Origin of the sequence: Leifsonia sp. CL147 (assembly GCF_900114565.1) — a bacterium.
In the GTDB taxonomy this organism is placed as follows: Bacteria; Actinomycetota; Actinomycetes; order Actinomycetales; family Microbacteriaceae; genus Leifsonia.
On sequence record NZ_FOTM01000001.1, the window covers coordinates 16,988 to 42,840 of the forward strand.

29 protein-coding genes and 1 tRNA gene are annotated in these 25,853 nt (G+C 67.5%); 11 read left to right on the forward strand and 19 right to left on the reverse strand.

Annotation, left to right across the window (positions count from 1 at the left end; genetic code table 11):
* Positions 1-52 precede the first annotated feature (52 nt).
* Complete coding sequence (locus tag BM287_RS00095; protein ID WP_090035540.1) at positions 53-487, forward strand: rhodanese-like domain-containing protein; 435 nt, start codon at positions 53-55, stop codon at positions 485-487.
* Positions 488-507: 20 nt separating this feature from the next.
* Here the strand turns inward: BM287_RS00095 and BM287_RS00100 are convergent, their stop codons facing one another.
* Positions 508-1,371 (reverse strand): Fpg/Nei family DNA glycosylase, encoded by an 864-nt coding sequence (locus BM287_RS00100; protein WP_090035637.1) that lies wholly within the window; start codon positions 1,369-1,371, stop codon positions 508-510.
* 49 nt (positions 1,372-1,420) lie between these two features.
* Between BM287_RS00100 and BM287_RS00105 the strand changes: the two genes are divergently transcribed.
* Positions 1,421-1,843, forward strand: a complete 423-nt coding sequence (locus BM287_RS00105) for an NUDIX hydrolase (protein WP_090035538.1) — start codon at positions 1,421-1,423, stop codon at positions 1,841-1,843.
* Here the strand turns inward: BM287_RS00105 and BM287_RS18240 are convergent.
* Positions 1,840-2,202, reverse strand: coding sequence for a PspC domain-containing protein (locus BM287_RS18240; protein WP_348271686.1), 363 nt, complete (start codon positions 2,200-2,202; stop codon positions 1,840-1,842). The genes BM287_RS00105 and BM287_RS18240 overlap by 4 nt on opposite strands.
* Positions 2,111-2,677: a hypothetical protein gene (locus BM287_RS00115; RefSeq protein WP_090035535.1), complete on the reverse strand. Its 567-nt coding sequence runs from the start codon at positions 2,675-2,677 to the stop codon at positions 2,111-2,113. Before BM287_RS00115 ends, BM287_RS18240 begins: the two co-directional genes overlap by 92 nt.
* A gap of 123 nt (positions 2,678-2,800) precedes the next feature.
* Between BM287_RS00115 and BM287_RS00120 the strand changes: the two genes are divergently transcribed.
* Positions 2,801-3,340 carry a peptidylprolyl isomerase gene (locus tag BM287_RS00120; protein ID WP_090035533.1) on the forward strand — a complete coding sequence of 180 codons (540 nt, stop codon included), beginning with the start codon at positions 2,801-2,803 and terminating at the stop codon, positions 3,338-3,340.
* A 22-nt stretch (positions 3,341-3,362) separates the two neighbouring features.
* Entirely contained in the window at positions 3,363-4,205 is an 843-nt protein-coding gene (locus BM287_RS00125) for a rhomboid family intramembrane serine protease (protein WP_090035531.1), read from the forward strand.
* A 218-nt stretch (positions 4,206-4,423) separates the two neighbouring features.
* On the opposite strand, the gene BM287_RS00130 is transcribed toward BM287_RS00125, so the two are convergent.
* Positions 4,424-4,684, reverse strand: coding sequence for a cell division protein CrgA (locus BM287_RS00130; protein ID WP_090035530.1), 261 nt, complete (start codon positions 4,682-4,684; stop codon positions 4,424-4,426).
* A 122-nt stretch (positions 4,685-4,806) separates the two neighbouring features.
* Between BM287_RS00130 and BM287_RS00135 the strand changes: the two genes are divergently transcribed.
* Genes BM287_RS00135 through BM287_RS00140 form a run of 3 tightly spaced genes read left to right on the forward strand, consistent with a single transcriptional unit; the run spans position 4,807 to position 6,373 of the window.
* Positions 4,807-5,577: a class E sortase gene (locus BM287_RS00135; RefSeq protein WP_090035528.1), complete on the forward strand. Its 771-nt coding sequence runs from the start codon at positions 4,807-4,809 to the stop codon at positions 5,575-5,577.
* Positions 5,578-5,579: 2 nt separating this feature from the next.
* A complete protein-coding gene (locus BM287_RS17405) occupies positions 5,580-5,738 on the forward strand; it encodes a DUF4175 domain-containing protein (protein WP_139230579.1) in 159 nt (52 codons plus the stop codon).
* On the forward strand, positions 5,735-6,373 hold the full coding sequence (locus BM287_RS00140) for an anthranilate synthase component II (protein ID WP_090035526.1): 639 nt from the start codon (positions 5,735-5,737) through the stop codon (positions 6,371-6,373). The genes BM287_RS17405 and BM287_RS00140 overlap by 4 nt, the downstream gene beginning before the upstream one ends.
* 25 nt (positions 6,374-6,398) lie before the next feature.
* Here BM287_RS00140 and pknB read toward each other — a convergent pair whose 3' ends face one another.
* The 7 genes from pknB to BM287_RS00175 form a co-directional block, all read right to left on the reverse strand.
* The gene (gene pknB, locus BM287_RS00145; RefSeq protein WP_170857366.1) at positions 6,399-8,093 is read right to left on the reverse strand and encodes a Stk1 family PASTA domain-containing Ser/Thr kinase; all 1,695 of its coding nucleotides are present in this window, start codon (positions 8,091-8,093) and stop codon (positions 6,399-6,401) included.
* 80 nt (positions 8,094-8,173) lie between these two features.
* On the reverse strand, positions 8,174-9,886 hold the full coding sequence (locus BM287_RS00150; protein WP_090035523.1) for a serine/threonine-protein kinase: 1,713 nt from the start codon (positions 9,884-9,886) through the stop codon (positions 8,174-8,176).
* Positions 9,883-11,337: a peptidoglycan D,D-transpeptidase FtsI family protein gene (locus BM287_RS00155; protein ID WP_090035522.1), complete on the reverse strand. Its 1,455-nt coding sequence runs from the start codon at positions 11,335-11,337 to the stop codon at positions 9,883-9,885. Before BM287_RS00155 ends, BM287_RS00150 begins: the two co-directional genes overlap by 4 nt.
* 1 nt (position 11,338) lies before the next feature.
* Positions 11,339-12,745 carry an FtsW/RodA/SpoVE family cell cycle protein gene (locus tag BM287_RS00160; protein WP_090035520.1) on the reverse strand — a complete coding sequence of 469 codons (1,407 nt, stop codon included), beginning with the start codon at positions 12,743-12,745 and terminating at the stop codon, positions 11,339-11,341.
* Entirely contained in the window at positions 12,729-13,979 is a 1,251-nt protein-coding gene (locus tag BM287_RS00165; protein WP_090035519.1) for a PP2C family protein-serine/threonine phosphatase, read from the reverse strand. The genes BM287_RS00160 and BM287_RS00165 overlap by 17 nt, the downstream gene beginning before the upstream one ends.
* Positions 13,980-13,981: 2 nt before the next feature.
* Positions 13,982-14,575 carry an FHA domain-containing protein FhaB/FipA gene (locus BM287_RS00170; RefSeq protein ID WP_090035517.1) on the reverse strand — a complete coding sequence of 198 codons (594 nt, stop codon included), beginning with the start codon at positions 14,573-14,575 and terminating at the stop codon, positions 13,982-13,984.
* Positions 14,572-15,309 carry an FhaA domain-containing protein gene (locus tag BM287_RS00175; protein ID WP_090035515.1) on the reverse strand — a complete coding sequence of 246 codons (738 nt, stop codon included), beginning with the start codon at positions 15,307-15,309 and terminating at the stop codon, positions 14,572-14,574. The genes BM287_RS00170 and BM287_RS00175 overlap by 4 nt, the downstream gene beginning before the upstream one ends.
* Before the next feature lie 142 nt (positions 15,310-15,451).
* On the opposite strand from BM287_RS00175, the gene BM287_RS00180 reads away from it, so the two are divergent.
* Positions 15,452-15,535: transfer RNA gene (locus BM287_RS00180), tRNA-Leu, on the forward strand.
* Positions 15,536-15,899: 364 nt separating this feature from the next.
* Here the strand turns inward: BM287_RS00180 and BM287_RS00185 are convergent.
* The 3 genes from BM287_RS00185 to BM287_RS00195 form a co-directional block, all read right to left on the reverse strand.
* Complete coding sequence (locus BM287_RS00185) at positions 15,900-16,553, reverse strand: hypothetical protein (RefSeq protein ID WP_090035514.1); 654 nt, start codon at positions 16,551-16,553, stop codon at positions 15,900-15,902.
* A 113-nt stretch (positions 16,554-16,666) separates the two neighbouring features.
* A complete protein-coding gene (locus BM287_RS00190; RefSeq protein ID WP_090035512.1) occupies positions 16,667-17,647 on the reverse strand; it encodes a hypothetical protein in 981 nt (326 codons plus the stop codon).
* Positions 17,648-18,219: 572 nt separating this feature from the next.
* Positions 18,220-18,828, reverse strand: a complete 609-nt coding sequence (locus tag BM287_RS00195) for a TetR/AcrR family transcriptional regulator (protein ID WP_090035510.1) — start codon at positions 18,826-18,828, stop codon at positions 18,220-18,222.
* 84 nt (positions 18,829-18,912) lie between these two features.
* Here BM287_RS00195 and BM287_RS00200 point away from each other — a divergent pair, with 84 nt between their 5' ends.
* Positions 18,913-19,824 (forward strand): aldo/keto reductase, encoded by a 912-nt coding sequence (locus tag BM287_RS00200; RefSeq protein WP_090035508.1) that lies wholly within the window; start codon positions 18,913-18,915, stop codon positions 19,822-19,824.
* A 54-nt stretch (positions 19,825-19,878) separates the two neighbouring features.
* On the opposite strand, the gene BM287_RS00205 is transcribed toward BM287_RS00200, so the two are convergent.
* The 4 genes from BM287_RS00205 to BM287_RS00220 form a co-directional block, all read right to left on the reverse strand.
* A complete protein-coding gene (locus BM287_RS00205; protein WP_170857367.1) occupies positions 19,879-20,766 on the reverse strand; it encodes a nucleotidyl transferase AbiEii/AbiGii toxin family protein in 888 nt (295 codons plus the stop codon).
* Complete coding sequence (locus BM287_RS00210) at positions 20,763-21,350, reverse strand: type IV toxin-antitoxin system AbiEi family antitoxin domain-containing protein (protein ID WP_244527786.1); 588 nt, start codon at positions 21,348-21,350, stop codon at positions 20,763-20,765. Before BM287_RS00210 ends, BM287_RS00205 begins: the two co-directional genes overlap by 4 nt.
* 165 nt (positions 21,351-21,515) lie before the next feature.
* Positions 21,516-22,439 carry a Ppx/GppA phosphatase family protein gene (locus tag BM287_RS00215; RefSeq protein ID WP_090035634.1) on the reverse strand — a complete coding sequence of 308 codons (924 nt, stop codon included), beginning with the start codon at positions 22,437-22,439 and terminating at the stop codon, positions 21,516-21,518.
* A 43-nt stretch (positions 22,440-22,482) separates the two neighbouring features.
* A complete protein-coding gene (locus BM287_RS00220; RefSeq protein ID WP_244527787.1) occupies positions 22,483-23,070 on the reverse strand; it encodes a hypothetical protein in 588 nt (195 codons plus the stop codon).
* Positions 23,071-23,191: 121 nt separating this feature from the next.
* Here BM287_RS00220 and BM287_RS00225 point away from each other — a divergent pair, with 121 nt between their 5' ends.
* Together BM287_RS00225 and BM287_RS00230 are read left to right on the forward strand one after the other, a co-directional pair.
* On the forward strand, positions 23,192-23,800 hold the full coding sequence (locus BM287_RS00225; RefSeq protein WP_090035505.1) for an RNA polymerase sigma factor: 609 nt from the start codon (positions 23,192-23,194) through the stop codon (positions 23,798-23,800).
* Positions 23,797-24,303, forward strand: coding sequence for a hypothetical protein (locus tag BM287_RS00230; RefSeq protein ID WP_090035503.1), 507 nt, complete (start codon positions 23,797-23,799; stop codon positions 24,301-24,303). The genes BM287_RS00225 and BM287_RS00230 overlap by 4 nt, the downstream gene beginning before the upstream one ends.
* Positions 24,304-24,636: 333 nt before the next feature.
* Here the strand turns inward: BM287_RS00230 and BM287_RS00235 are convergent, their stop codons facing one another.
* The gene (locus tag BM287_RS00235) at positions 24,637-25,848 is read right to left on the reverse strand and encodes a sensor histidine kinase (RefSeq protein ID WP_244527788.1); all 1,212 of its coding nucleotides are present in this window, start codon (positions 25,846-25,848) and stop codon (positions 24,637-24,639) included.
* Positions 25,849-25,853: the final 5 nt, after the last annotated feature.

Below are 25,853 nucleotides of genomic sequence, written 5' to 3' on the forward strand. Positions count from 1 at the left end.
ATGCCGTCGATCGTCTCTTCAGCGGCGGCCCCGGATTTCCTACTCTCGAAGCATGACGACACAGACCTCAGACGCAGCCCGTCACTTCGCCGCCAAGCTGCGGTTCGAGACCGACCCCTCCGATCTGAAAGCCGCGATGGATGCGGGCGAGCGCATCGTGGTCGTCGACAGCAGACGCGAGCCGGCGTGGCAGCAAGGACGGATCGCCGGCAGCATCCACCTCCCGACCGCCGAGATCGCCGCGCGAGCGGCGGAGCTGATCCCGCTCGACCTGCCGGTCGTCGTCTACTGCTGGGGCCCGGGATGCAATGGATCCACGCGAGCGGCCCTCGCGTTCAGCCTGCTCGGCTACGACGTCCGGGAGATGATCGGCGGCTTCGAGTACTGGGCGCGCGAAGGATTGCCGGTCGTGGACGACGCGGGCGACGTGCACCGGGATGCGGATCCCCTCACCGCCCCGGTCGCCGCGATCGACTGCGCCTGCTGACCGGCCGTGCTCTCCGGCCGCTACTTCAGAAGACGGGAGAGGACGCGGTCGGCCAGCGGCTTGCCGCCGGTCTGACAGGTGGGGCAGTACTGGAACGTCGAGTCGTGGAAGATCACCTGGCGGATGGTGTCGCCGCACACGGGACACGGCTGGCCCGTGCGTCCGTGAACCCGGAGGTTCGACTTCTTCTCGCTCTTCAACTCGGAGGCGGCGAGGCCGTCGGCACGCGACAACGCCTCCCGAAGCGTGGACTGCATCGCGTCGTAGAGGCGGGCGACGTCATCCGCCGGCATGCTCGCCGGCTTGTACGGCGACATCGTGGCGACGTGCAGGATCTCGTCCGAGTAGGCGTTGCCGATGCCGGCGATCACCGACTGATTGCGCAGCACGCCCTTGATCTGGGCGCGACCTTGCGCGGCCAGGATGCCGGCGAGGACATCCACCGTGAAGGACGGATCCAGAGGGTCGGGTCCGAGCCGGGCGATGCCGGGAACGTCGGAGGGCTCGTGCACGACGTAGATGGCCAGGCTCTTCTTCGTCCCGGCCTCGGTGATGTTGAGCCCGCTGCCGTCGTCGAGCACCAGGCGCGCGGCGAGCGGGCCGGAGCCCGGTCGCCCGCTCGGCGGGGGTGGTGGGCCGTCGCGCCAGCGGATCCAGCCCGCTCGGGCGAGATGCACCACGATGTGGAGGTCGCCGGCCGCGATGTCGAGGAACTTGCCGTGGCGGGAGACACCCGCGATCGTCAGACCCTTCACGGCCTCGACGGGAGGATCGAACGTCTTCAGCGCCGCGAACGCGAGGACGTTGAGCCGCTCGATGACGCGCCCCTTCAGCCGACGATCCAGGTCGGCGGCGAGGGCGGTGACTTCCGGCAGTTCGGGCATCGTCACTAGTCTGCCCGTCGCCTCCGACATTGGGCAGTACGTTGGTGCAATGGACATCAGGGTTGCTGCCTACGGCGTGATCACCGAGGGCGACCGGATCCTCCTCGCCCACTGGAACGAGGGCGGCCGGTCGGGCTGGACGCTGCCCGGCGGCGGGATCGAGCCGGGCGAGGACCCGGTGGATGCGGTGGTCCGCGAGATCGCGGAGGAGACCGGCTACCAGGCGGAGGCGGGCCCGCTGCTGGGCATCGACTCCAAGGTGATCCCGGCGGAGCACCGCTTCGTCCCGGAGGCCGGTCCGCTCCACGCGCTCCGGATCGTCTACCGCGCGAGCATCGTCGGCGGTCGACTGACGAACGAGCTGGACGGCACGACGGACGAGGCCGGCTGGTTCTCACTCACCGGCATGCCGAAGCGTCGTGTCGAGCTCATCGATATCGCGCTCGGGATGGCCGGCGCTCTCCAGGATTAGAGGGTCGCCGTCCTCGGCTGCTCGCCCGGGACGATGATCCACATCGCGATGTAGGCGATGAACTGCGGACCCGGCAGCAAGCACGACAGCAGGAACAGCAGGCGGACCGTCCAGGGCCGCATGCCGAAACGGTGTGCGAGACCGGCGCAGACTCCGCCGAGGATTCGACCTTCGCGAGGACGTGTCAAAGTGTTCATGCTGACCAGAATCGCAGGCGGCGCGCGTCCTGCGCCATCGGGGAAACCCCCGAAAAGACCCTGAGGCCGACTACAGCGCGGTGCTGTCGGACACCGGAGGAGTGGCCTCCTCGTCGGCGACCCAGAGCTCGTCGTCGGCGCGGAAGGTCTGCCAGACCGCATAGAGCAGGCCGACGGCCGCAATGACACCGAGACCGATGGCGATGACACCGCCTGCGCCGGGGCCGGACTTCGGCGGGGCCGCCTTCGGCTTCTTGGCCAGCTCTTTGCCGGCCTTCTTGAAGTCGCCGGCGAAGGCGGCAGCTCGGGCGGCGCGGGCGTGGTCGACCACGGAGAGAGCTGTTCCGACAGCTGTCCCGACAGCAGGGATGACGTCGCTCACCACTCGCCGGCGGGCCTGGTCGGCGTAGTGGCCTGCGGTGGACTTCGCCGTCTGGGCCGCCGGCAGCACGTACTGCTCGTATCCCTCACGGACCCGCGGCGCGAGCTCCTCGCGCGTGTAGTACGCCGCCTGCTTGCGGGCCTCGGCAGCCAGCGCGTTGGCGTTCGCCAGCACCTCCTGCTGCTGGGCCCACAGATCCTCGGCTCCGTTGCGCAGTCGCGTGAGCTCCTTCTTGCGCTTCCGTGTCAGGCTCATCTGTTCCTCCGTTGCATCGGGGTGGCGACTGAAGTCCATCTTGCCACCGAAAGGGCTGGGGATGGCCCGAGAGCTCCCGGGACGGCCCAAGTCGGCTATACGCGCTGTGCAAGAATTGGTGCCATGTCTAAGCACACCGCTGTCGCCACGCTCCACACTAACTACGGAGACATCAAGGTCAACCTCTTCGGCAACCACGCGCCCAAGACGGTTCGCAACTTCGTCGGGCTGGCGACAGGTGAGATCGAGTGGACGCACCCCTCGACGGGCGCGAAGTCGAACACTCCTCTCTATGACGGTGTCGTCTTCCACCGCATCATCCCGGGGTTCATGATCCAGGGCGGCGACCCGCTCGGTCAGGGTGTCGGCGGGCCGGGCTACCAGTTCGACGACGAGATCAACCCGGAGCTCGACTTCACGCAGCCGTACATGCTGGCGATGGCGAACGCCGGCATCCAGGGCGGCCGCGGCACCAACGGTTCGCAGTTCTTCATCACGGTCGGGCCGACCACGTGGCTGCAGGGCAAGCACTCGATCTTCGGCGAGGTGGCGGACGACGCCTCGCGCAAGGTCGTCGACAAGCTCGCCGAGCTCCCGACGGACGCACGCGACCGTCCGCTCGACGACGTCGTGATCGAGTCCATCGACGTCGAGCAGCTCTGAGGCACGCGGGCGAACGGTACCCATGACTCAGCCCGTCGACGCCCGCGCGAACTACTGCTACCGACATCCTGACCGTCAGAGCTTCGTCCTCTGCCAGAGGTGCGGCCGGACGATCTGCGGCGCCTGCCAGACTCCCGCAGCTGTCGGCGTGATCTGCCCGGAGTGCATGGCCCAGCAGCGCGCCACGCATCCACGGACCAAGCCGGCGTGGGTCACGCGCGCCACAGGGTCGGGCGCGCCGACGATCACGTACGCGATCATCGCGCTCTGCGTGCTCGTGTTCATCGTCCAGACGTTCGTGCCCTCGGTCACGCAATCGCTGGTCTATGCCGGGGCGTACTCGTACCCGGCATCGGCGTTCGGCGCCTTCCAACCCTGGCGGATGCTGACCAGCATCTTCGCGCACGCCAATTTCATCCACATCGGCCTGAACATGTACACGTTGTGGGTGTTCGGGATGGCGCTCGAGCCGCTCCTGGGCCGGGCCCGCTATCTGGCGCTGTTCCTGATCAGCGGGTTCGCGGGGTCGGTCGGCGTCCTGCTGCTGACCTCACCGTTGCAGCCCGTTCTCGGTGCGTCGGGCGCGATCTTCGGGATGCTGGGCGCGTTCTTCATCATCCAGCGACGGCTGGGCGGAAACGCGACGCAGATCCTCGTGCTCGTGGCGCTGAACCTGGCGATCGGCTTCCTCCCGGGATTCAACATCGCCTGGCAGGCGCACGTCGGCGGTCTGGTCGGCGGGTTCCTGGTCGGGCTGATCTACGTCGAGACCCGGCAGGCGCAGCGACGCCGGTGGCAGCTGCCACTGCTCGTGCTTCTCTGCGTCGCGCTCGTGGCACTGAGCCTCATCCACTTCTTCGTGTAGTTCCCACACCACGTGGATAAGTTATCCACAGGCTTATTAACACTGTGAGGAATTACACCGGCGTAACTCTCCACAGGCTTATTAACACTGGGGACACTGCGGGTGAACACGCGGGAACTACTCACAAGCGCCCTGTGGATAGTGTGGAGAACGACGAATCCGGGCCGGCGCAAGGCCGACCCGGATCCGGGAGACGAGAAGTGCTGGCGCGCTCGGTGCTAGCGCCAGCGCGTGGTCATCAGGAAGCCGATGAAGGCGATTCCGAAGCCGACCAGGATGTTCCAGGCGCCGAGCGCGGGGATGGGGTACTGGTTCTGGCTGACGTAGAACACGATGATCCAGACCAGTCCGAGCAGCATGAAGCCGAACATGATCGGCTTGAACCAGACCGGGTTCGGGGCCTCTTCGCCGGACGCAGCGGCGCTGCGCTCGGCTCGGACCGGTCGCTCGGGTCTCGTCTTCGACTTGCTGCGTGCCATAGCACCCCAGTCTAGCGGGGAAGGCCCAGAGGTTCCTGATGCCCCCGAACGGGGGATACGGGCGGACCCAGGGCTGTGGAGAGCGCGATCGTTTCCCAGCGAAGCTCTCTAGAATCTGGGACATGACCAGCCTCGAGACCCGGCCGCGCCGGCGGCGCCGGCCGCGACGCCGCGTCTCGGTCGTTGGCGTCATCGGAGAGCTGCTGATCACCGCCGGGGTGCTGGTCCTGCTCTTCCTGGGCTGGCAGATCTGGTGGAACAACCTCGTCGTCTCCGGGCAGCAGACGAAAGCCGCCGCCGAGCAGAGTCAGAAGTGGATCGATGACGCCCTCAAGGCGCCGAAGGCCGCTCCGGACACGAAGCCGGCCCAGGTGGACCCTCCCGTGATGGCGAAGCCGGCCCCCTACGAGCCGTTCGCGGTGATCTATGTCCCGCGGCTCGGCCCGGACTGGAAGCGCACGATCCGTCAGACGGTCGACGTCGAGCGCGTGCTCAACAGCTACACCGCCGGTGTCGGTCACTACATCGACTCGCAGCTGCCGGGACAGGTGGGGAACTTCGCTGTGGCCGGGCACGACTCCGGGTGGGGCAACACCTTCATCGACCTGTCGAAGCTGCACATCGGTGACCGTATCTATGTGCAGACGAAGGACGGCTGGTACACGTACGTCTTCCGCAACTTCGAGTTCGTCCAGCCGTCGGCCGTGCAAGTCCTTCTGCCCGTCCCGCGCCAGCCGCAGGCGACGCCGGTGGACCGGCTGATGACCATCACGACGTGCAACCCGCCGTTCCACGCGGGCGAGCGCCTGATCGCGTACAACGTGTTCCAGTCGTTCGCGCCTCCGCAGGACGTGCCGAGTGAGATCGCCGCCGCGGTCGGACAGGGAGGCTGACCGTGTACGGAGCGTTATGGCGCGTGCTGCCCGGGCCGGTGTGGCTGCGCATCCTCATCGTGCTGGCTCTCGTGGCGGTCGTGCTGTTCGCGCTGGTGAGCTGGGTGTTCCCGTGGGTGGATTCGCTCCTCGGTCCCCAGGAAGGTACCGTGGGGCCGTGACCCGAGTACTCGTCATCGACAACTACGACAGTTTCGTCTACACGCTGAACGGCTACCTGCGCGAGCTGGCCGCTGAGACCGTGGTCATCCGCAACGATGACATCGCGGCGGCCGACGTGCCGGCGACGCTCGCCGAGTACGACGCTGTCCTCATCTCTCCCGGTCCCGGGAAGCCGGGCGATGCCGGGGTGTCCATCCCGGTCGTCGAGGAGGTGCTGCGCACCGGTCAGCCTCTGCTCGGGGTGTGTCTGGGCCACCAGGCGATCGCGGAGGCGTTCGGCGGGGTCGTCACGAATGCCGAGGAGCTGATGCACGGCAAGACCTCGCAGGTGACCCACGACCAGAGCCGCCTCTTCGACGGCGTGGCGCAGCCCTTCACCGCCACGCGCTACCACTCGCTCGCCGTGGTGGACGGGACGCTTCCGGAGGACCTGACGGTCACTGCCCGCACGGCGGGAGGCGTCATCATGGCGCTGCAGCACCGCGAGGCACCCATCTACGGCGTGCAGTTCCATCCCGAGTCCGTGCTGACGGAGGGCGGCTACCGGATGCTCGGCAACTGGCTCGAGGTCGCGGGTCTCGCCGGTGCGGCGGAGGCCTCGCGCTCGCTCAACCCGCTGGTCAAGCTGGGCTGAGCGGCTCGCTACCGGGCCGGCTCGCTCAGCCCGAGCAGTAGGTCAGATCGACCGTGCTGCCCTGAGGAACGTCGCCGGGTGCCACCGATTGGGTGTGCACCATCGTGGCGCCCTTGTCCTGCGGACACGTCGGGTCGGGTTTCGGGTTGCCCGTCAGTCCCAGCTGGGACAGGATGCCCGTTGCCGCCTGGATGGTCTGCCCGGTGAGGTCCGTGAGCGTCACCTTGCCACTCGACACATGAAGACCGATGGCGTCGCCCTCGTGGGCGGACGTGTTCGCCGCCGGATCGGTGGAGATGACCACATTTGCCGGGACGCTGGGCGAATTCTCGGTCGTGGTCGGTCCGACCGTCAGCCCTGCTTGCTGCAGCGCCTGCGTGGCCGCATCCACCGTCATGTTGTGGACGTCGGGGACCGACACGGTCTTCTTGCCTGTGGAGACGTAGAGCATGATGGTGTCGCCCGTCGCGACGACGATTCCGGCGGCCGGATCGGTGCGGATCACCTGGCCTTGCGAGTAGGTGGGGCTGGACTCCGTGGTCTGCGACCACTTCAGCTTCATGCCGTCGAGCTCGGAGGTCGCCTTGTCGATGGTCTGCCCCGACAGGTTGGGCACCTTGCGCGAGCTGTCCGGCATCGTGGTGCTCGGAGCGAGACGCAGGACCCACCCGAGCACAGCGACGATCACGACCGCCATGATGGCGATGCCGGCCCAGATCCAGATGACGGGAGGGCGCCGCTGGGTGCGCGTCATCGTCTGGTCCTCGGCGAGCTGACGGAAGGCCGCTTCCGGTCCCGACACCGTGCTGGGCGGGGGGCCGAACAGGGTCTCCGCGAACTCGTCCTCGTGCTTGCGCTTCGGGACGCGGCCGGCCGCGGCCTCCTCGAGGTCGGCCCGGAACTCGGCCACGGTCTGATAGCGCTCGAAGCGGTCCTTGGTCAGGGCCCGGGCGACCACCACATCCATCGCGGGAGAGATCTTGGGATTCACCGTGCTCGGCGCGACCGCGGTCTCGCTGACGTGCTGGTAGGCGATCGCGACCGGGGTGTCGCCGCGGAACGGGGCGCGCCCGGTCAGCATCTCGAAGAGAACGACACCGGTCGAATAGAGGTCGGTGCGAGCGTCGACGGACTCGCCCTTGGCCTGCTCCGGTGAGAAGTAGCTGGCGGTGCCCAGCACAGCCGTGGTCTGGGCGACCGTCGCGGACGAGTCGCTGATGGCGCGGGCGATGCCGAAGTCCATCACCTTCACCTGGCCGGTCTTCGTGATCATCACGTTGCCGGGCTTGATGTCGCGGTGCACGACGCCCGCCCGGTGCGAGTACTCGAGGGCGGTCAGGATGCCCTCGGTGATGCGCACCGCCTCGGACAGCTCGAGCGGACCCTTCGCGATGAGATCTTTCAGAAGAACGCCGTCGACGTACTCCATCACGATGAAGGGCAGTTGCGCCTCGTGCCCGTTCGGCTCGCGCACCGTCTCTTCGCCGGCGTCGAACACGCGGACGATGGTGGGGTGCGTCATGCGGGCCGCGGCCTGCGCCTCCTGACGGAAGCGCGTGCGGAACGCGGGATCGGTCGCCAGGGACGGCTTGAGCAGCTTGATCGCGACCGTTCGCCCGAGTCGGGAGTCGGTGCCGCGATGAACGTCCGACATGCCGCCCCGGCCGATGAGCTCGCCCACCTGATATCGGCCTGCGAGCAGGCGGCTATCTGGGCTCAATGCGGACTCCTTCTGGCGTGATGACTCGGGTTAGTGTAGCGGGACCTGCCTGGAGATCTCCCCGAGCAGCGTCGTCGCGATCACTTGTTCCCGCCGCTCCCGCCCGCGGACGGGGGCGTAGTGGGGCCGCCGACCTCGTAGGCCAGCGCCGGCGACTGGCCCGACTCGACGGACTCCCCGCAGAAGATGGTGTACGTCAGCTGGTAGGTCCCCATGGTGGTCGGCGTCCAGGTCGTCTTGGTGTCGTTCACCGGCGTCTGGGGCTGCCCGTTGACGTACAGCCGGCGGCCGATCAGGTTCTGGCCGGCCGGGCAGGTGGCGGAGCCGAAGCTCACGGCGATCTGCGAGTTCGGGGCGCCCTGTCCCGAGGGCGGCGTGGCGGACACCGTATCGGTGGGCGTCGGGACCGGGGCGACCGGGCCGTAGACCTTGACTCCGATGGTCGCGCCCTTCGGGACCGGACCGGTCGGGTTGACCGAGTAGACCTTGTTCGCCTGATCCTGCGTGGTGGCCGCGGTGCCCTGCGACACGTCGGCGACCATCCCGAGCGACTGCAGCTTCGCGCGCGCCTGGTCCGCCGTGAGCCCGAGGAAGTCGGCCTCGGTGATCTGGACGGTGTTGCTGGTCGGGGTGGCCGAGGGCGTTGGCGACGGAGACGCCGAGTGGCTGGGGGTGTCCGAGGGAGTCGGGGTGGGTACGGGCTTCGGCTGCGCCAGCAGGGTGATGAGGGTGCCGATCAGCACGAGGGCCAGCAGCGCGATCAACGCGATCAACGGCCAGGTCCAGCGGCTGCGCTTGCGCTCCTCGACAGGAGCGACGGTCTCCTCCTCGGTCACCATGGGGGCGACCGCCGTCGCAGGCAGGACCGTCGTCGCCGCAGTGGGTCCGGCCGGCGACGACATGAGCACCGTCGCCGCGTCGGTTGCGACGGCGGCGCCGAGGATGGCCGGGACGGCGACCGCTGCTGCGCGCACATCCCCGCGCCGCAGGGCCTGAGCGGCCCGGGCGAGGTGGGCGGCGGAAGCGGGACGGTCGGCCGGGTTCTTCGCGATGCAGGCGAAGACGAGGTTCCGCACGGGCTCGGCGACCGTGGCCGGCAACTCGGGCGGCGCCTCGTTGATCTGCGCCATCGCGATCGCCACCTGCGACTCGCCGGTGAACGGCCGGCGGCCGGCCAGGCATTCGTAGGCGACGATCCCGAGCGAGTAGATATCGGTGGTGGGGGAGGCCGGGTGGCCGGACGCCTGCTCGGGCGAGAGGTACTGGACGGTTCCCATCACCTGACCGGTGGCCGTGAGCGGCACCTGGTCGGCGATGCGGGCGATTCCGAAGTCGGTGATCTTGACCCGGCCGTCCGGGGTGATCAGCAGGTTGCCCGGCTTGATGTCGCGGTGGACGAGGCCGGCGGCGTGCGCGGCGTGCAGGGCGGCGGCGGTCTGCGCCACGATGTCGAGGGTGCGATCGGTGCTGAGGATGTGTTCCCGCTCGAGGATGCTGGAGAGCGCCTCACCGGGGACGAGCTCCATCACGAGGTAGGCGCTGCCGTCCTCCTCGCCGTAGTCGTAGACGTTCGCGATGCCCTCGTGGTTGACCAGGGCCGCGTGGCGGGCCTCCGCGCGGAAGCGCTCGAGGAAGCCGGGGTCCCCGAGGTATTCGTCCTTGAGGATCTTGATGGCGACGGTACGGCCGATCACGAGGTCGGTGGCCTGCCACACTTCGCCCATGCCGCCGATCGCGATCCGCGACTGGAGCTCGTAACGTCCTCCGAAGGTGAGCCCTGCTGTGGGTCTCATTTATTCAGCACCGCCTCTAGTACTTTCCTCGCGATCGGAGCGGCGATGGAGTTACCCGTGCCGTTCTGACCCTGACCACCGCCATTTTCGACAACAACCGCCACAGCGAACTCCGGATCGTTCGCCGGCGCGAACCCCGTGAACCACAGCGTGTACGGGTCGTTCTCGCCGTTCTGCGCTGTGCCCGTCTTACCGCCGACTTGGACCCCGTCTATTCTTGCATTGCTCGCAACGCCGTGATCGACGCCGTCCACCATCATCTGCTTGATGACGTCGGCGTTCTGCTGGGTCAGTGGACGCGAGAACTCCTTCGGCTGGAAGGACTCCTGCGTCTGCATGTCCGCCGAGCGGATCGTGTCGACGAGGTTCGGCGTCATGAGCGTGCCGCCGTTGGCGATCGCCGCCGAGACCATCGCCATCTGCATCGGCGTCGCGCGGTCCGACATCTGGCCGAACGAGCCGAGGGCGCGCTGCGCCGGGTCCGTGTAGAGCGGGTAGATGCTCTTCTCCACCGGGATGGGGATGTCGAACGAGGTGTTGAAGCCGAACTTCTCGGCCTGGTCCTTGATCACCTCCGGCTTCAGCTGCATCCCGAGCTCGGCGAACGGGATGTTGCACGACAGGATCTGCGCGGTCGCGATGGACACCGTCGCCCCCGGGCCGCAGGTGGTGAGGGAGTCGTTCTTCACGACCGTGCCGGAGCCGGGCAGCGGAAGGGAGGCGACGTTCGGCAGCTGGCTGTCCTTGGTGTACTGCCCGGTTCCGAAAGCGGCGGAGCTCATCACCGGCTTGAAGGTGGACCCCGGAGGATTCAGGTTGCCGCCGATGGTGCGGTTGATGAGCGGGTCGCCGGGCGCGGTCAGCAGCTGGTTGTACGTCGTGTCGACCGCCTTGCCGTCGTGTGAGGCGAGCGTGTTGGGGTCGAACGAGGGCTTCGAAACCATCGCCAGGATCTTGCCCGTCTTCGGCTGCAGCAGCACGACGGCGCCCTGGTTGTCGCCCAGGGCGTCCCAGGCCGCCTGCTGTGCGACCGGGTCGATCGTCGTCTGGACCGTGGCGCCTTGAGGACTCTTCCCGGTCAGGATGGCGTTGATGCGATCGAAGAACTGGGAGTTCGAGGAGCCGCTGAGCTTCGCGTTGAGGGCGCCTTCCAGCCCGGTCGGTTCGCCGTTGATCGGGAAGAACCCGGTGACCGCCGAGTACAGCGGCCCATTGCTGTAGACCCGCTGCCACTTGTAGACGTCTTTCGAGGGCACGGACTGCGCGATCGGCTGGCCGGCCACGAGGATCGCTCCGCGCTGCGCCGAATAGCTGTCGTTCAGTGCGCGCGTGTTGCGCGCATCGGCGCCCAGCGCATCCGCCTGGAACACCTGGAGGATGGAGGTGGACACCAGCAGCGCCAGGAACATGACGAGGACGATCGTGCTCACGCGCTTGATCTCGCGGTTCATGTCAGCTCACCACCAGTCGGGGTTGATTGCGGACCGTGTCGGACAATCGCAGCAGCAGCGCCACGATGATCCAGTTCGCGACGAGGGAGGAACCTCCGGCCGCCAGGAACGGCGTCGTCAGACCGGTCAGCGGGATGACCCTGGTCACGCCGCCGATCACGATGAAGCACTGCAGTGCCACGGTGAACGACAGTCCGACGGCGAGCAGCTTGCCGAAGTCGTCCTGGCCGGCGAACCCGATCCGGAGGCCGCGCGCGGCGAAGATCAGGTACAGCGCGAACAGCGCGAACAGCCCGGCGAGGCCGAGCTCCTCGCCGAGGCTGGCGATGATGTAGTCGCTCTGGGCGACGGGCGTGATCCAGGGCTGGCCCTGTCCGAGGCCCGTGCCGATGAGACCGCCGTGCGCCAGGCCGAAGAGACCTTGCACCAGCTGGAAGCTGCCGCCCTGCGCGTTGTAGACGCCCTGCGAGAACGGGCTCAGCCAGTTGGCGAACCGGTCGTGCACGTAGGGCAGCACCTGGCTCGCGACGACCGCACCGCCCACGATCAGCAGCAGGCCCAGGACGACCCAGCTGATCCGGGCCGTGGCGACGTACAGCATGACGAGGAACAGCCCGAAGATCAGCAATCCGGTGCCGAGGTCGCGCTGGAACACGATCACGGCCATCGACATGAGCCAGACGATCAGGATCGGGCCGAGGTCCCGAGCGCGCGGGAACCGCATCCCGAGGAACTTCTTGCCCACCATGGAGAGCGAGTCGCGTGCCTGGACGAGGTAGCCGGCGAAGAACACGGCGAGGCACAGTTTCGCGATCTCGCCCGGCTGGAAGCTGAACGGGCCGATGCCGATCCACACCCGGGCGCCGTAGATCTCCTTGCCGATGCCCGGAAGCATGGGGAGCAGCAGGAGCAGCAGTGCAGCGAACCCGAAGAGATAGGTGTAGCGCTGCAGGATGCGGTGGTTGCGGATGATCACGACGACGAGGATCGCGCAGACGATCGCGATGGCGCTCCAGACGATCTGCTTGATGCCGGCGCTGTCCCATCCGGAATCCCCGTAATGGATGTCGATGCGGTAGATCTCGGCGATCCCGATCCCGTTGAGCAGGGTCGCGATCGGAAGGAGGAACGGGTCCGCCTGCGGCGCCACGAAGCGGAGGGCGATGTGCGTGCCGACGACCAGGGCCGAGAGGCCGGCGCCGAGGTAGACGAGCGTGAGGTCGACATGACCGAGGGCCCCGAGCTGGACGAGCACGATGGCGGCGGCGTTGATCCCGCACGCGATGACCAGGAGGAAGAGCTCCAGGTTGCGCAGTTTCGCCGGAAGGTGCAGCCGCTTCACCGGCCCGGTGGTGGTCCGGGCCGGTCTGGCTTGCGCGCGCTCGGGGGCTCTACTGTCGGCCGGCATCGCTCAGCTGTTCCACGATCGTCTTGGCCGCCTGGAGGTCGTCGGCGTTGATGGTCTGCTCCACCTGCTGCTTGTCGTACTCGGGGAGGTCGTCGACCGTGACATTCGACTCCTCGTACAGGTGGGAGAGGCCGATCGGACCGATCCCCTGCTGCACGCCCTGGTAGATGGCGACCTTGCCGTCGGGGGAGGTTCCGACGAAGTAGCGGGACTGCGTCCACTCGTAGCCGAAGAAGATCGCGAGCACGATCGCGACGACGAGGGCGATGAGGCCGATCATCCAGGTGAGGCGCCGTCGCCGGACCCGGCGCGCGTCCTCCTCGATGAGCTCGTCGAGGTAGTCCTCGGACTGCGGCTCGAAGTGCGTCGGGCCGGTCGCCGGGCGGATGGGGTGCAACCGCAGGCCGGGAAGGCGCGCCGGGCGGGCGGTCGGCTTCGGCTCGGCGCCGAACTGCAGAGGGGCGGCGGCGGAGCCGACGGTGACCGGCTCCTTCACGATGTCGCCGCGGGCGGTGTCGGCGATGTCGACGATCACGGCCGTGACGTTGTCAGGGGCTCCGGCGTCGAGGCTGTGCTTCAGCAGCCGCTCGGCGACCTGCTTCGGTCCGTCCTTGGAGGCGAGCGCCGCCTGCATGTCGTCGTGCTTCACGACACCGCTGAGGCCGTCCGAGCAGATCAGCCACCGGTCGCCGGGCCGCGTGTCGAGCGTCCAGGTGTCGATCTCGGGGGACGCATCCACATCGCCCAGCACGCGCATCAGCACGGACCGGCGAGGATGGACCATCGCCTCCTCCTCGGTGATGCGGCCGCTGTCGACGAGGCGCTGCACGAAGGTGTGGTCGGTGCTGACCTGTTTGAGCTCGCCGTCGCGCAGCAGGTAGATGCGGGAGTCGCCGATGTGGGCGAACGCGATCTGGTCGCCGACGCGGACCATCGCGCTCACCGTTGTGCCCATACCGGTCAGCTCGGGGTGCTCGAAGACGGTCTCGGCGAGCAGGGAGTTCGCCGCGATCAGTGCCGACTGGAGTGCGAACTCGGCCTCCGGCGCCGACGCGTACTCGCGGTCGGCCTCGCGGATGCGGGACACGGCGATCGCCGATGCCACGTCGCCTCCGGCGTGGCCGCCCATCCCGTCGGCGACGACGAAGAGGTCGCGGCCGGCGTAGCCGGAGTCCTGGTTGTTCGAGCGGATCTTCCCGACGTGCGAGACGGCCGCTGCCCTGTTCGCCGCCACGCCTACCGCCGCAGCTCGAACGTTGTCGTGCCGATCTTGATCGGCGTGTCGAGTGGGATCTGGGTCGGGACGGTGACCCGGCGGCCGTCGAGGAAGGTGCCGTTGGTCGAGTCGAGATCCTGGATCATCCACTCGTCGTTCCAGAGGAGCAGGCGGGCGTGGTGGGTGGAGGTGTAGTCGTCGCGGATGACGAGGTTGGACTCCCCGGACCGGCCGATGGTGATCGGGTCACGGCCGAGGGCCAGCTCGGTGCCGGAGCGGGGCCCGGAGGTGATCACCAGGCGATGCGCGGATTGGACGCTCGCGTTGGCGTGGCCGCCCGCGCGGTTGGCGCCCGATGGGAGGGACGAGACGGGGGCGGCCTTCATCACCGGCTCGGTCGGGCCGGCGGGCACGGGATGGGCGCTCGCCGCTGGGCTCGCTCCGGGGCCGGCCGGGAAGGGGGATGCGCCGCTCGCCTGAGACTCGGGCAGCTTGCGCACGCGCTGCCCGAACAGGTCGGTGCGCAGCGCATAGACGATGCCGAAGACGAACAGCCACAGCAGCAGGAGGAAGCCGAACCGCAGCACCAGCAGCGTCAGCTCGCTGGGGTTCACGAGGGACCCCAGAAGTTGCCGGCGTCGTGTCGGCGCGTCGGGTCGTTCGCTCCTCCACGCGGTGCCGGTGCGGCCTGGGGGAGAACGCGGAAGACGATCCGGGTCCGGCCGATGGTGATGACGGATTCGGGCTCGAGGATGGCCTTGCGGAGGGGCTGTCCGTCGAGCTTGGACCCGTTCGTGGAGCCGAGGTCCTCCGCCTGTGCGCGGTGTCCATCCCACGTGATCATGATGTGCCGGCGGGAGATGCCGGTGTCGTCGAGCGTGATGTCGGCGTCCGCGCCGCGGCCGACGACCGTGCGGGAGTGGCTGAGGGGATAGTGCCTGCCGTCGATGTCGAGCACCGGCGTCCAGGCGACATCGCCCTTGACGTTCTCGGACTCGACCTGCAGCATCCCGACGGACAGATCGGCGTCCTGCACGAGGTCGATGGAGATGCCGCCCGCGAACTGATAGTGCTGGGCGGCGGCATGCTTCTGCACGAAGTCGATGAGCTCGTCGGTGAGCGCGGCGCCCATCGACCGCATCCGCTCGTAGTCGGCTCCGGCCATGCGCAGCACGAAGCGGTTCGGCGCGAGCACGCGGTCGCGCGCGACCACGGCCGCCTTCGTGTCGAGCTCCTTGCGGAGGGCGCTGGTGAGCTCGACCGGCTGCAGCCCGGAGCGGAAGGTCTTCGCGAAGGCGCCGTTGACGGCGCGCTCCAGCCCCCGCTCGAAGTTGTCCAGAATGCCCACAGTCTCCCGCTTCCGGCTCGATGACTACATGCATGTTAGTCGGAACGGTTGGAAAGGCACTGGCTATCGGGTGAAGATCAGCCGTCGGGAGGACGCCACGATTGGTGTGCGATCCGGCCACCGTGTTAGAGTTCCTGGGTTCGCGCGAGTGGCGGAATTGGCAGACGCGCTGGCTTCAGGTGCCAGTGCTCGAAAGGGCGTGGGGGTTCAAGTCCCCCCTCGCGCACGAAGGGTTGGTTGCAGTTCCTACCGGAATTGTTTGCAATACCCTTAGCGAACACATCAGGCGCCCGAGAAATCGGGCGCCTGAGTCGTTTCTGGCCTATAACCCGCTGGTTGAGGCTTATAGGCCAAAAAGAGTGGATGGTTTGGACGTGTCTCATGATGTCCCGGCGGTGAGACCGCTCGTGGGACACGCATTGTCCCGTCCCGATGAAGGCGTGTCCCCGAAGGGGTCTCATCTTGGGTCCCAGGTAGGGGTCGAGTAGATCGGGTCCTTGTCTCTGGCCTTGTCCCTGCCGTGGCGGATATGTGGGGACGTCACTTGGCCTTCGGTAAGGACGTACCGGCCCCGGGGCTTCGCGGGTGTTTCAGTTGACGCCGACGACGAGTGTCCGGATCAGCGAGACCAGTTTCGTGGTGTCGAGTCGGCCCTTCAGCAGTGGTGTGCGGGCGGCGCGAATGATTGAGTCCATGCTGCGGGCGGCGTCCAGCCGTGTGCCTTGCAGTGGCGCCTGGTCCAACTGCCAGCGCCCGATCTCCGACCTGTGCTCTCGAACGACCAGGAGCAAGTTGTAGAGATCGACAGCGTCGCGCGGTGCTTTTCGCGCGTCCCAGGCGAACGCTTTGAGGATCACCGCGCCCTCGAGTGTGGGAACTTTGGTGGTGAACGTGAGCTCGTCACCGTTCGTGAGAAGAGCGGTCACGTCGATGATGATTGGGTCTTCGGCGAGGGGGACGAGCAGCGCGGGCGTGCTGTCGAACGTGTGCTCACCGATGGTGACAGGTTGACTGCGTGCGTCTAGGTCTCGGACCAGCAGGTCGATGACGAGCTCTTCACCGTCGGCCGGCGTTCGAAGGTAGCGGCTGCCTCCTGCGGGCCGCGCTTCGTAACCGCGTTCGGTTAGAGCGGCGTGGATTTCACCGCTGGCGGCGGCTTCTGGGGCAAGGCCGCCGTCGGCGTCCCGTGTGCGCCGTTCGATGGTCCCGGGTGTGGGGAACGCGGTGAGCAGCAACTGGACCATGTGTCCACCGATGATGCGAGCGTTGACCGGTTCGATCGCGTGGCTAAGGTCAGTGAGCGCGCGGAGTGCGAGGTCATCGGCCCGACTTGTCGCGACGAGATGGGCTGTACGGGTCAGGGGTAACGCCTGCTTTCGAGGAACCGTTTGAGTTGGGCGACGGCTTGGTCGGCGTCGCTGTCGGGGGACTGGGTGAGCTCCCACGCTGCGATCACCGGGTCTGTGAATTGCTCCGGTCTCGTGCGGTCTTTCGCCCATGCGCGGGCAGTGTGGAAGATCGAAGCGTCGGAGGGGATCCGTAGAACGATGTTCGCCTCTTCTGGTGATGCTTCGGCGACACCGTATCGGGTCATGTCGATTCCGGTCGGGAAGTAGAGCGCGAGGCGCGTGACCGATTTCCAGGGAGCGTATTCGTCGGCGGCGAGGTCGCCCCCGATCAGGGCGTTGTTGATGCCGATCACGTCGCGCAGCTTGTGCGCAGTCTCGGCCGCATGGTCGAAGCCGTACCAATAGGTGGTGATTCCGCCTGGTCCCGGGTATTCGGTGATCGCATAGTCGATCAGGGCACGGAGGCTGTGGGGACCTTCGAGCTGACCGGGGTCCACCGGAAGGAGCTGACGGTCGCGTAGTTGTCGGAGCGCTTGGCTGACTGCGGCTTGGCTGATCCCGGTTTGAAGCGCGATGGTGGTTTGGCTCTCGCGGTGTCCGTGATGGCGGATGATCTCGCGAACAGTGGCGAAACGACCCCACGGGCGACGTCGGACTGGGCGCTCGGGTGCTTGGTCCTCACCCAGGGTGATCACGTTTCCTTTGAACACGATCGTCTTGTCGTCGAGCCCGATCGCTGCCAGCCGAGGGTTGCTTTGGGTGATCATCCTGATCGTGTTGTTCGTTCGCGGCAGCAGATAGAGGAGAACGTCCGCGTCAGCTTCGTATTGAAGGTCGCGATGGATGTTCTCTGGGCGGGGGATCCGGTGGCGGTCGACGATACGTGCCTGCGTGATGCCGCCGTCATCGATGATGATGTCGCGCGAGGTCACGGGAACAACTTTGAAACCAGCCTGCGCGAGCAGGTCGAGGTGTCTGCTGATGTCCATGTCAACTTCCCGTATAGGTTCCCGCACCGACTCTACATAAGTTCTGATTCTGCAAACCTATAAGTTTTAACCCATTTTTTGGTTATAAGTTTTAACCCGTTTTTGGGATTTCGCTTATATTTGCTGCGCACCACCGAGAGTCCTGTGTTCTCCGAATACCACTTGGAGAAGGTGTTCGCCCCCTGTTTCATGGTGCGGCTCGGCCACTTCAAATACATACTCGTGCACGAGCACGATGAACAACTGTTCGACCTGGACGCCGACCCGGGGGAGCGGACAGACCTGAGCGGGATGCGATGCGACACAACGGCACGCATTGGGACTACGAGCCCCGGTTCGACCCGACCACGCAATTCGTTCGGTGAAGGGACCTCTGCGATCGCATCCACTCTGTTGAACTGTCTGAAGGAAGAGCCGCTGATACCAGGCAGCTTTCGTTTCTGGGCCTGCCGGTCGATACAGCCACGAGTACCGCCGCACACTGAGAGCGTGATGATCGATGCTCCCCTCCGGGGGTGAGGAGGCGGTGGACGAGCATTCCGCTCGTCGCGTCCGACCGCTCACCGCGCGGATCACGTGGATCGGATGCCCGCGAACAGCAGGTCCAGCATCCTCCCCGCCTGCCCGGGTTGGAGCGAGTCCGTGGCGAGGAAGATGCCGACCAGGCTGGCGGCGACATCCTCGGCTCGCACGTCCTCGCGGAGCGTGCCGGCCCGTGCGCCCGCATCCAGGAAGCGCTGCAGAGTCTCGGTGATGAGGGCGCGAGTGTCGGAAACGTTGATCACTCCTGCCTTCGACAGCGCGCGCAACGACTCGGCCATGCCGCGTTTGCGGCCGACGAAGTCGGCGTATTCGTCCATCCAGAGTCGAAGAGCGGTGGCGGGATCGTAGGTGGCGAGCAGTTCCGCGGCGCGGGCAACGACCAGCGCGAGTCCGTCGCGGTGAACGACCTCGACGAGCGACTCACGTGTGGGGAAGTGCCGGTAGAGGGTGCCGATTCCGACGCCGGCTTCCCGGGCGATCGCCTCGAGGCTGACCTGCTCGGCTCCTGAGGAGAACGCGGCGCGTGCCGCCGCGAGGATCCGCTCCCGGTTTCGTTGGGCGTCCGCGCGGACGCGAGGTGGGATTCGCTCCGGGGCGCCGGCGAGCGTCGGCTCGGCGATGGGATGCTCGGGAACCATAAGCGGAGGTGCCTCCGTTAATGCTATCGTTCGGGTTGCGGAGGAGCCTCCGCTACGTTCCAGTATCTCAGAGGAGCACCGCACATGTCAGAAACCACCACCCTCCGGCCCGGCGGCGAAGCGCTCCTGGCCGGCCGCCCTGTCGCGCGCATCGGGTACGGGACCATGCAGTTGGGCGAGCTGCCGGTGCACGCCGGCGCGGAGCCTGACGAGGCCGTCGCCCTTCTGCGTCACGCCGTCGAACTCGGCGTCAACCACTTCGACACGGCACAGTTCTACGGCTCGGGCTTCGCCAACGAGATGCTGCGCCGAGCGCTCGCGCCGTTCCACGACGACATCGTGCTGGTGAGCAAAGTGGGCGCGAAGACCAGCCCCGAAGGCACGGGATTGGTGCCGGCTCAGAAGCCGCACGAGCTGCGCGAAGAGGTCGACGCCAACCTCGCGGGCCTCGGCGTGGACCGGCTGGGAGCCGTGAACCTTCGGCGCACCGGCGGGGGAGTCGGACTGCAGTCGGTCGGCGACCAAGTGGTCGATCTCGACGATCAGCTCGCCGAGATGATCGCCCTGCGCGATGAGGGCAAGATCGGCGGGATCGGCCTGAGCAACGTGACGCTCGAGCAGCTGCAACAGGCGCTGCCCGCGGGCATCGTCACCGTGCAGAACTCGTACAGCATGCTGGATCGCTCCGATGAACCGCTGCTCGAACTCGCCGAGCGAGAGGGCATCACCTGGGCGCCGTTCTTCCCTCTCGGCTCGGCCTTCCCCGGATTCCCCAAAGTCACCGAAGCACCCGAGGTCCAGGATGCCGCCAAGGCCCTCGGCGTCACGCCCGCCCAGATCGGACTCGCCTGGCTGCTGCAGCACTCGCCGCAAATGCTCCTCATCCCGGGCACCCGCAACCTCGCCCACCTCACAGAGAACGTCGACACCGGCCGCATCGCACTGGACGCAGCGACAGTCGCAAAATTGGACGCGCTCGCCGGCGACCAGCGGTGATCGTCCCGCAATAGACGATCGCCGGTCAGAGCGGCGCGGCCTTTTCGTCGAACGTTACGTCGCTGACCAGGTCTGTGTGTTCGGGTCCCATTGTGATGCGGCGTCGACCTGGCCGGAGTAGACCGGGTCAAGAAACGCAACGATGTCGGCGAGCTGGTCATCCAGTTGAGCTCTAGTACGCCCTTCCAGCCCTTCCTTGCGGCACCAGGCGGACCATTTCGCCTGCATGTCGCGGACGGATCCGTACCCGGCGACGTAGCCGACGAGGGGTTCCAACTCGAACCCTCGATGGCGTGCGACAGCGGTCGCAGCCTGATGAATGTCTCCGGCGGCGAAGGTCTTCGACATCAGGAAGCCACGGATGTCCACATAGTCACGCCAACGTGTGCTGGTCGTTCCCCTCTGCAGAATCGTCATCGACTTCTCCGCGATCACGGTCGGAACGGGGTGACCGATCACCCTGACCTCCCTGCCGAGCAGGCGGGGAAGAGAGACCGTCTCCGGTCCATGCCAGATCGGATCACCCGTGCTGACATCGAGCTGGATCTTGACATCCCTGAGATCAAGTTTCGCCTTCACTGTGACCCGCAGCCCGGAGTACTCTGCGTCGTCTCGTATCTGTCCCACGGTTGTGCCGCCGACATCGATGACAATCCCATCGTCATCGCCGAGGGCGGCCACCGCCGCAACGACAGCGCGAAGATGATCCTCATCGAGCTGGAAATCCATAGCCTGGAGGTCAATGTCCCGAGTCGGACGACGCAGCTGGTACGCGGCGACCAGTAGACCGCCCTTGAGGACGAAGTCCTCCGCGAACTCGGTTCGGCCGAGACGGTCGAGGAATCTCTCCAGCGAATAGAGGACCTGCAGCTCGTACAGGTCACGGCCCTGCTCACGCGCCAGGTTGCTGAGCTGGCTGTTGATGTGCGCCGCGGTCGTCAAGACAGGAACTCCAGTGCAGTACGAAGCGGCCCTTCGGACCGAGGGATTTGACGGGCGAGCATGATCAGCTGACCGGGTCGGGCTCCCGGTCTGCGCAACCAGTTCGCGAGTGCCTCGTGCGCTATTTCGTAACCGACATACCCCCGAAGCCGAAACGCGTCGACGATGCACCGCTCGGGGCTGTACATACCGATGGTGAGGTGGGTGCCCTCGATCATCTCCGCCTGACGTTCGAGGTCGAAAGTGCTCCGGTCGAACGAGTGCCAGCGGACCGGAGCTGTCGTCTTCGGAGGCCGCGATCCGCGCGGTAGCGCGACCTCAAGCGCGGACGGGATGGCGTCGACCAAGTCGTATCGGGCCAACGCGGTAGTCAAGCAGATCGTGGATCGAGGGGCGCGAGTCGCGATTTCGATGAGATTGAGATCAGCGACCCCCGCGTTCGCCTTCCTGTAGACGCCGCGACCGATGCGTATGAGGTTCTTTCCGCCGACGAGGTCCTGAAGGTCTCTGGTCTGGAGGCCGGCCGCCCTCGCTTCTTGGAAGCTGAATGTGTCGGCGTCGATGATGTCGATTTTTGACTTCACGAAAGCTCCTCCTGCATCTGATTGCTTACAGATAAGTGTATCTGTAAGCAGTTAGGTGCGGCGGGCCAACCTCGACGTCTGCATCTAACTGTATACAGATAATGCGATCCGTAAACATTTGGATGCAGATGTCGGCTCGCCGAGGACGTGGGCGAAGAAGAACCCCTAGCCCAGGTGGTCGAGGTACCGCAGGATGATGCCCTCGCGGAGGGCCCACGGGCACACCTCGAGCTCCTCCACGCCGAAGGCGCGCATCGTCTCCCGCAGCACGACGCCGCCGGCCACGATCTGGAAGGTGCGGTCGGGCGTGATGCCGGGGAGGGCCGTGCGGGCGTCCGCGGGCATCCTGCCGAGGCGCGGCACCCAGTCGGCCAGTCCCGAGCGGGTGAGGGTCAGCCGGTCCGCCCCTCCGGGGCGCGTGGTGGACGAGCCGGCGAGACGGGCCAGCGAGCGGATCGTCTTGGAGGTGCCGATCACGTGCTCGTCGCCGGTCCGGTCGAAGCCGGACACGGCGGTCTGCAGCAGGCCGCGCGCGTGGTCGCGCAGGGCATCCACCTGTTCGTCGCGCGGAGGGTCCTCGTGCAGGAAGCTGATGGTGCTGCGGCCGGCGCCGAGCGGGACGGAGACCGCGGTGTCGGGGTACTCGTCCGTCCCGGTCGCGAGTTCGAGCGAGCCGCCTCCGATGTCGAAGAGCAGGATGCGGCCGGACGACCATCCCAGCCACCGCCGCACCGCAAGGAACGTCAGCCGGGCCTCGTCGGCGCCGGAGAGGACCTGCAGGTCGACGCCGGTCTGCTCCCGGATCCGCGTGAGCAGGGCCGGGCCGTTCGTCGCCTCGCGAATGGCGGACGTGGCGAAGGGCAGCAGATCCTCGATCCCCTCCTCCTCGGCCACCCGCATCGCGGACGAGATGGCGTCGAGGATCGCGTCGCATCCCTCGTCGCTGATCGCGCCGTCCGTCGTGATGTACCGCATGAGCCGGAGGACCGACTTGTGCGTGGCCGCGGGGATGGGACGTGCGCCGGGGTGCGCATCCACGACGAGCAGGTGAATCGTGTTCGAACCGACATCGAGGACTCCGAGGCGCACCATCAGAGACTACTGGCGGCCGAGGGCTCCGGCCGCCTCGGCGCTAGCGCAGGGTGACCGAGTTCGCCTGGTCGTTCATCGAGCCGAGGCTGGAGGCGTCGACGGCGTAGCCGTAGGAGGCGCCTGAGTAGCCGGTGCCCTGCCAGAGCTTCGTGCTGCAGCCCGAGAAGCTCTTGAACGAGCTCACCCGGCCGGACCAGCCGACGTTCCCCAGGGGTCCGAAGTACCAGACCGTGCTGCCGTTGCAGGAACTCGAGTTCGTGATCTGGAAGAACGCGCCGCCGTAGCCGACGTCGTCGTACAACTGACTCTGAACGAAGGTGGTCTGCACGCCGGCGGGTGTCGCTGAATCGACGACAGCTCCGCGCGCGTTGAGAGGTGCGACCACCCGGAGATGGGCTCGGTCGAGCACGGCGCGGTTCAGGTCCTCACCCGGGTGGACGCAGACGAGGGTGGCGGTGCCGAGGTCGTACGAGCAGGAGTCGCCGGCGCCGGCCGCCCGGGCATCCCGCACTCCGTCCGCCGGTGCCGCCGTCGCGGCTCCCGGCCCGGACAGGAGGGCGGCGAGCACGGAGGTCAGGCCGACAGTCCCCACCACGACGCGCGCACGAACAGCTTTCGAGAATCCCATTGGTCGCTCCCCCTGAAGCCCGGCCCCTGCCGAGCACGCCCATTCTGCACCACGAAGCACTTCGGAACAGGAAATCGACACTTCGTTGAGAGGATTCGACGGGGGGAGACATTACCTGAGTATGAGCGAGTTGGCGGAGCCGCATCCCGCGGCCGACGAGGGGGAGAGGTCCGTCCCGGCGGACCTCGACCTGCTGCGTCAACTCGCCGACGGCAGCAAGGCCGCCTTGGCGGCGCTCTACGACCGCTACAGCCGCGTCGTCTACGCGTACACCGCCGCGCGGCTTTCGTCCCGGGAGGACATCGAAGAGATCAGCCAGGACGTGTTCGTCACGCTCTGGCGGAAGCGGGCGACGATCTCGATCGCCGGCGCTTCCGCCCTGCCGTGGCTGCTGGTCACCAGCCGCAACCTGATCGCCAACCGGCGGCGCTCCCTCCAGGTGGTGGAGAAGCGCCGCAGCGACAGCCCTGTGGACGGATCGCTCGCCGACTCCCGTCCGGGGCCGGAGGAGCTCGCCGAACGCGGCCAGCTCCTCGCCTACGTGGAGGACGTGGTGGCGGCCCTCCCGGAGCCGGACCGCACCGTGTTCGAGCTGTGCATCCGCGGTGACCGGAGCTACGAGGAGGCTGCGGCGCAGGTCGGACTGAGCGAGGGAGCCGTGCGGAACCGGCTCTCCCGCCTCCGCGCGCGGCTCCGGAATGAGCTCCGCACCCTCAGGGGGACGCCATGACCAACCACAACCTCCTCCCCACCGACGAGCGCTTCGAGCAGATCAAGGAGCGACTGCTCGATGTGGTCGCCGCCGACGACCGCCGCCGGACCCGCAAGCACCGGCTGATCGCCATCGGTGTCGCCGGCGCGATCGTCGCGGGCACCACGGGCGCGGCGATCGCGATCGCCCTCGCGTCGCAGGGCCGGATCAACTACGAGACCGACTGCTATGCGGCCGCCGACCTGGGGTCGCGCCACGGGAGCTCGGTCCCGGTGACCGCCGATCTCGGCGAGAAGACGCCGACACCCCTCAGCGAGCGCATCCGCCTCGCCGAGGACATGTGCGCCGCCACCTGGCGGATCGGCACCTTCTCCCCGGAGGGGTCCTCGAGCACGGCCGAGTACCCCGTCCCCCACCTGGAGACCTGCCAGCTGCCCGACGGGCGGCTCGCGGTGTTCCCCTCCGACCAGGCCCTCGGCGAGCTGTGCTCGCGGCTGGGCCTCACCATCCCGCACGAGTGATGAACAGGGGTAGTCCACCACGTGCGGGATAAGGGACGGTGCCCGCCGCATCGAACGCCGGGGGATGGCGGCGGCGGGCACCTACCGACCCGATAGCTGAAGACCGGACCGGATGCACCCAGTGTGGCGCACCGGAAGAGAGGAAGGAGACGGCATGACCGCAATCGATCCGGCCGCTTTGGAGCTGCCGCCGACGGAGCCCGTCGACATGACCATCCTGATCCAGCAGGCGCTCGACCGGGGCCGCTGACGACGCGCTGGATTGATGCCGCTGACGGGTTCCATCGCGTCCATTGTGATCCAGCGCGCGCGCCTACGTGCCCGCGCGCCTGCTCAGCTGCGGCGGGGGATCCGCACCGTGACCACCGCGCCTCCGGCCGGGCGATTGGATGCGTCCACGGTGCCGTGGTGGCGGGTCACCACCTCCGCGACAAGGGCCAGGCCGAGCCCGTAGTGGCGGCCGCGCTCGGTGCCGGCCTGTGCATCCCGTGAGGTGGCGAAGCGCTCGAACGCGCGACTCTCGACACCGGCGGAGAAGCCGGGTCCGTCGTCCTCGACCGAGAGTGTGACGGCGTCCCCGGTGTAGGCCACGGTCACCTGCACCCGGGAGCGGGCGTGGTCGAGGGCGTTGTCGAGCAGCGCGACGATCATCCTCCGCAGCGACACCGGGGCACCGGTGACCAGGGCGCCCGACCCGGCCTCGGCCTCGACCCGGATCCCGCGCTCCTGGATGCTGCCCTCGGCCGAGCGGACGACGGCGGCGGCGAGCTCGCCGAGGTCGACGCCCTCGCTCTCGGCCGTCTGGCGCGGGTCGGCGGCGGTGAGCAGGTCCTGCACGATCTCGGTGAGCGCCCGGCTGTCGTCGACGATCTCATCCAACCCGGACAGGAGCTCGTCGTCCGCGGCCGCCGGCTCCCGGGCGACATGGCGGCGCAGCAGCTGGGCGCGCGTGCTCAGCAGGGTCAGAGGTGTCCGGAGCTCGTGTCCGGCGTCGGCGACGAAGCGCCGCTGCAGGGACAGCGCCTCCGCCATCGGGCGGAGCGAGCGGCGCGCCACCACCAACCCGATCCCTGCCGCGGCCAGTGTGGCGATGAAGCCGGAGACGACGAGGGCCACCAGCAGCCGATTCAACTCCTCCTGCTGCTCGCCCAAGCCGTAGGAGACCTGTACGACCTTGCCGCGGCGGACGTCCGTCTCGGTCAGGTAGCGCTGGCCTCCGGCCTCGACGATGCCGGATTGCGAGCCGCCGCGCCGGAGGACGTTCTGCAGCGCGGCCTCATCCGGGAGTCCCTCGGGCAGGTTCGGCGAGCTGTCGCGTCCCTCCGGGCCGACGACGGTGACCAGGAGGTCGCGCGGGGCATCGTGTACCGAGTCGACCATGGACGCGTCGGACAGCGCACGCTGGGCCGCCTCGACCTGTCCCGCCGAGACGACGCTGAAGACGACGACCCCGAGAGCCACGAACAGGCCCACGATGATGAGCGCGAACTGGGCGGCCAGCCGGAGGGATGCGGTGCGCAGCTCCCGCTCGTCGGAGCCGATCACGATCG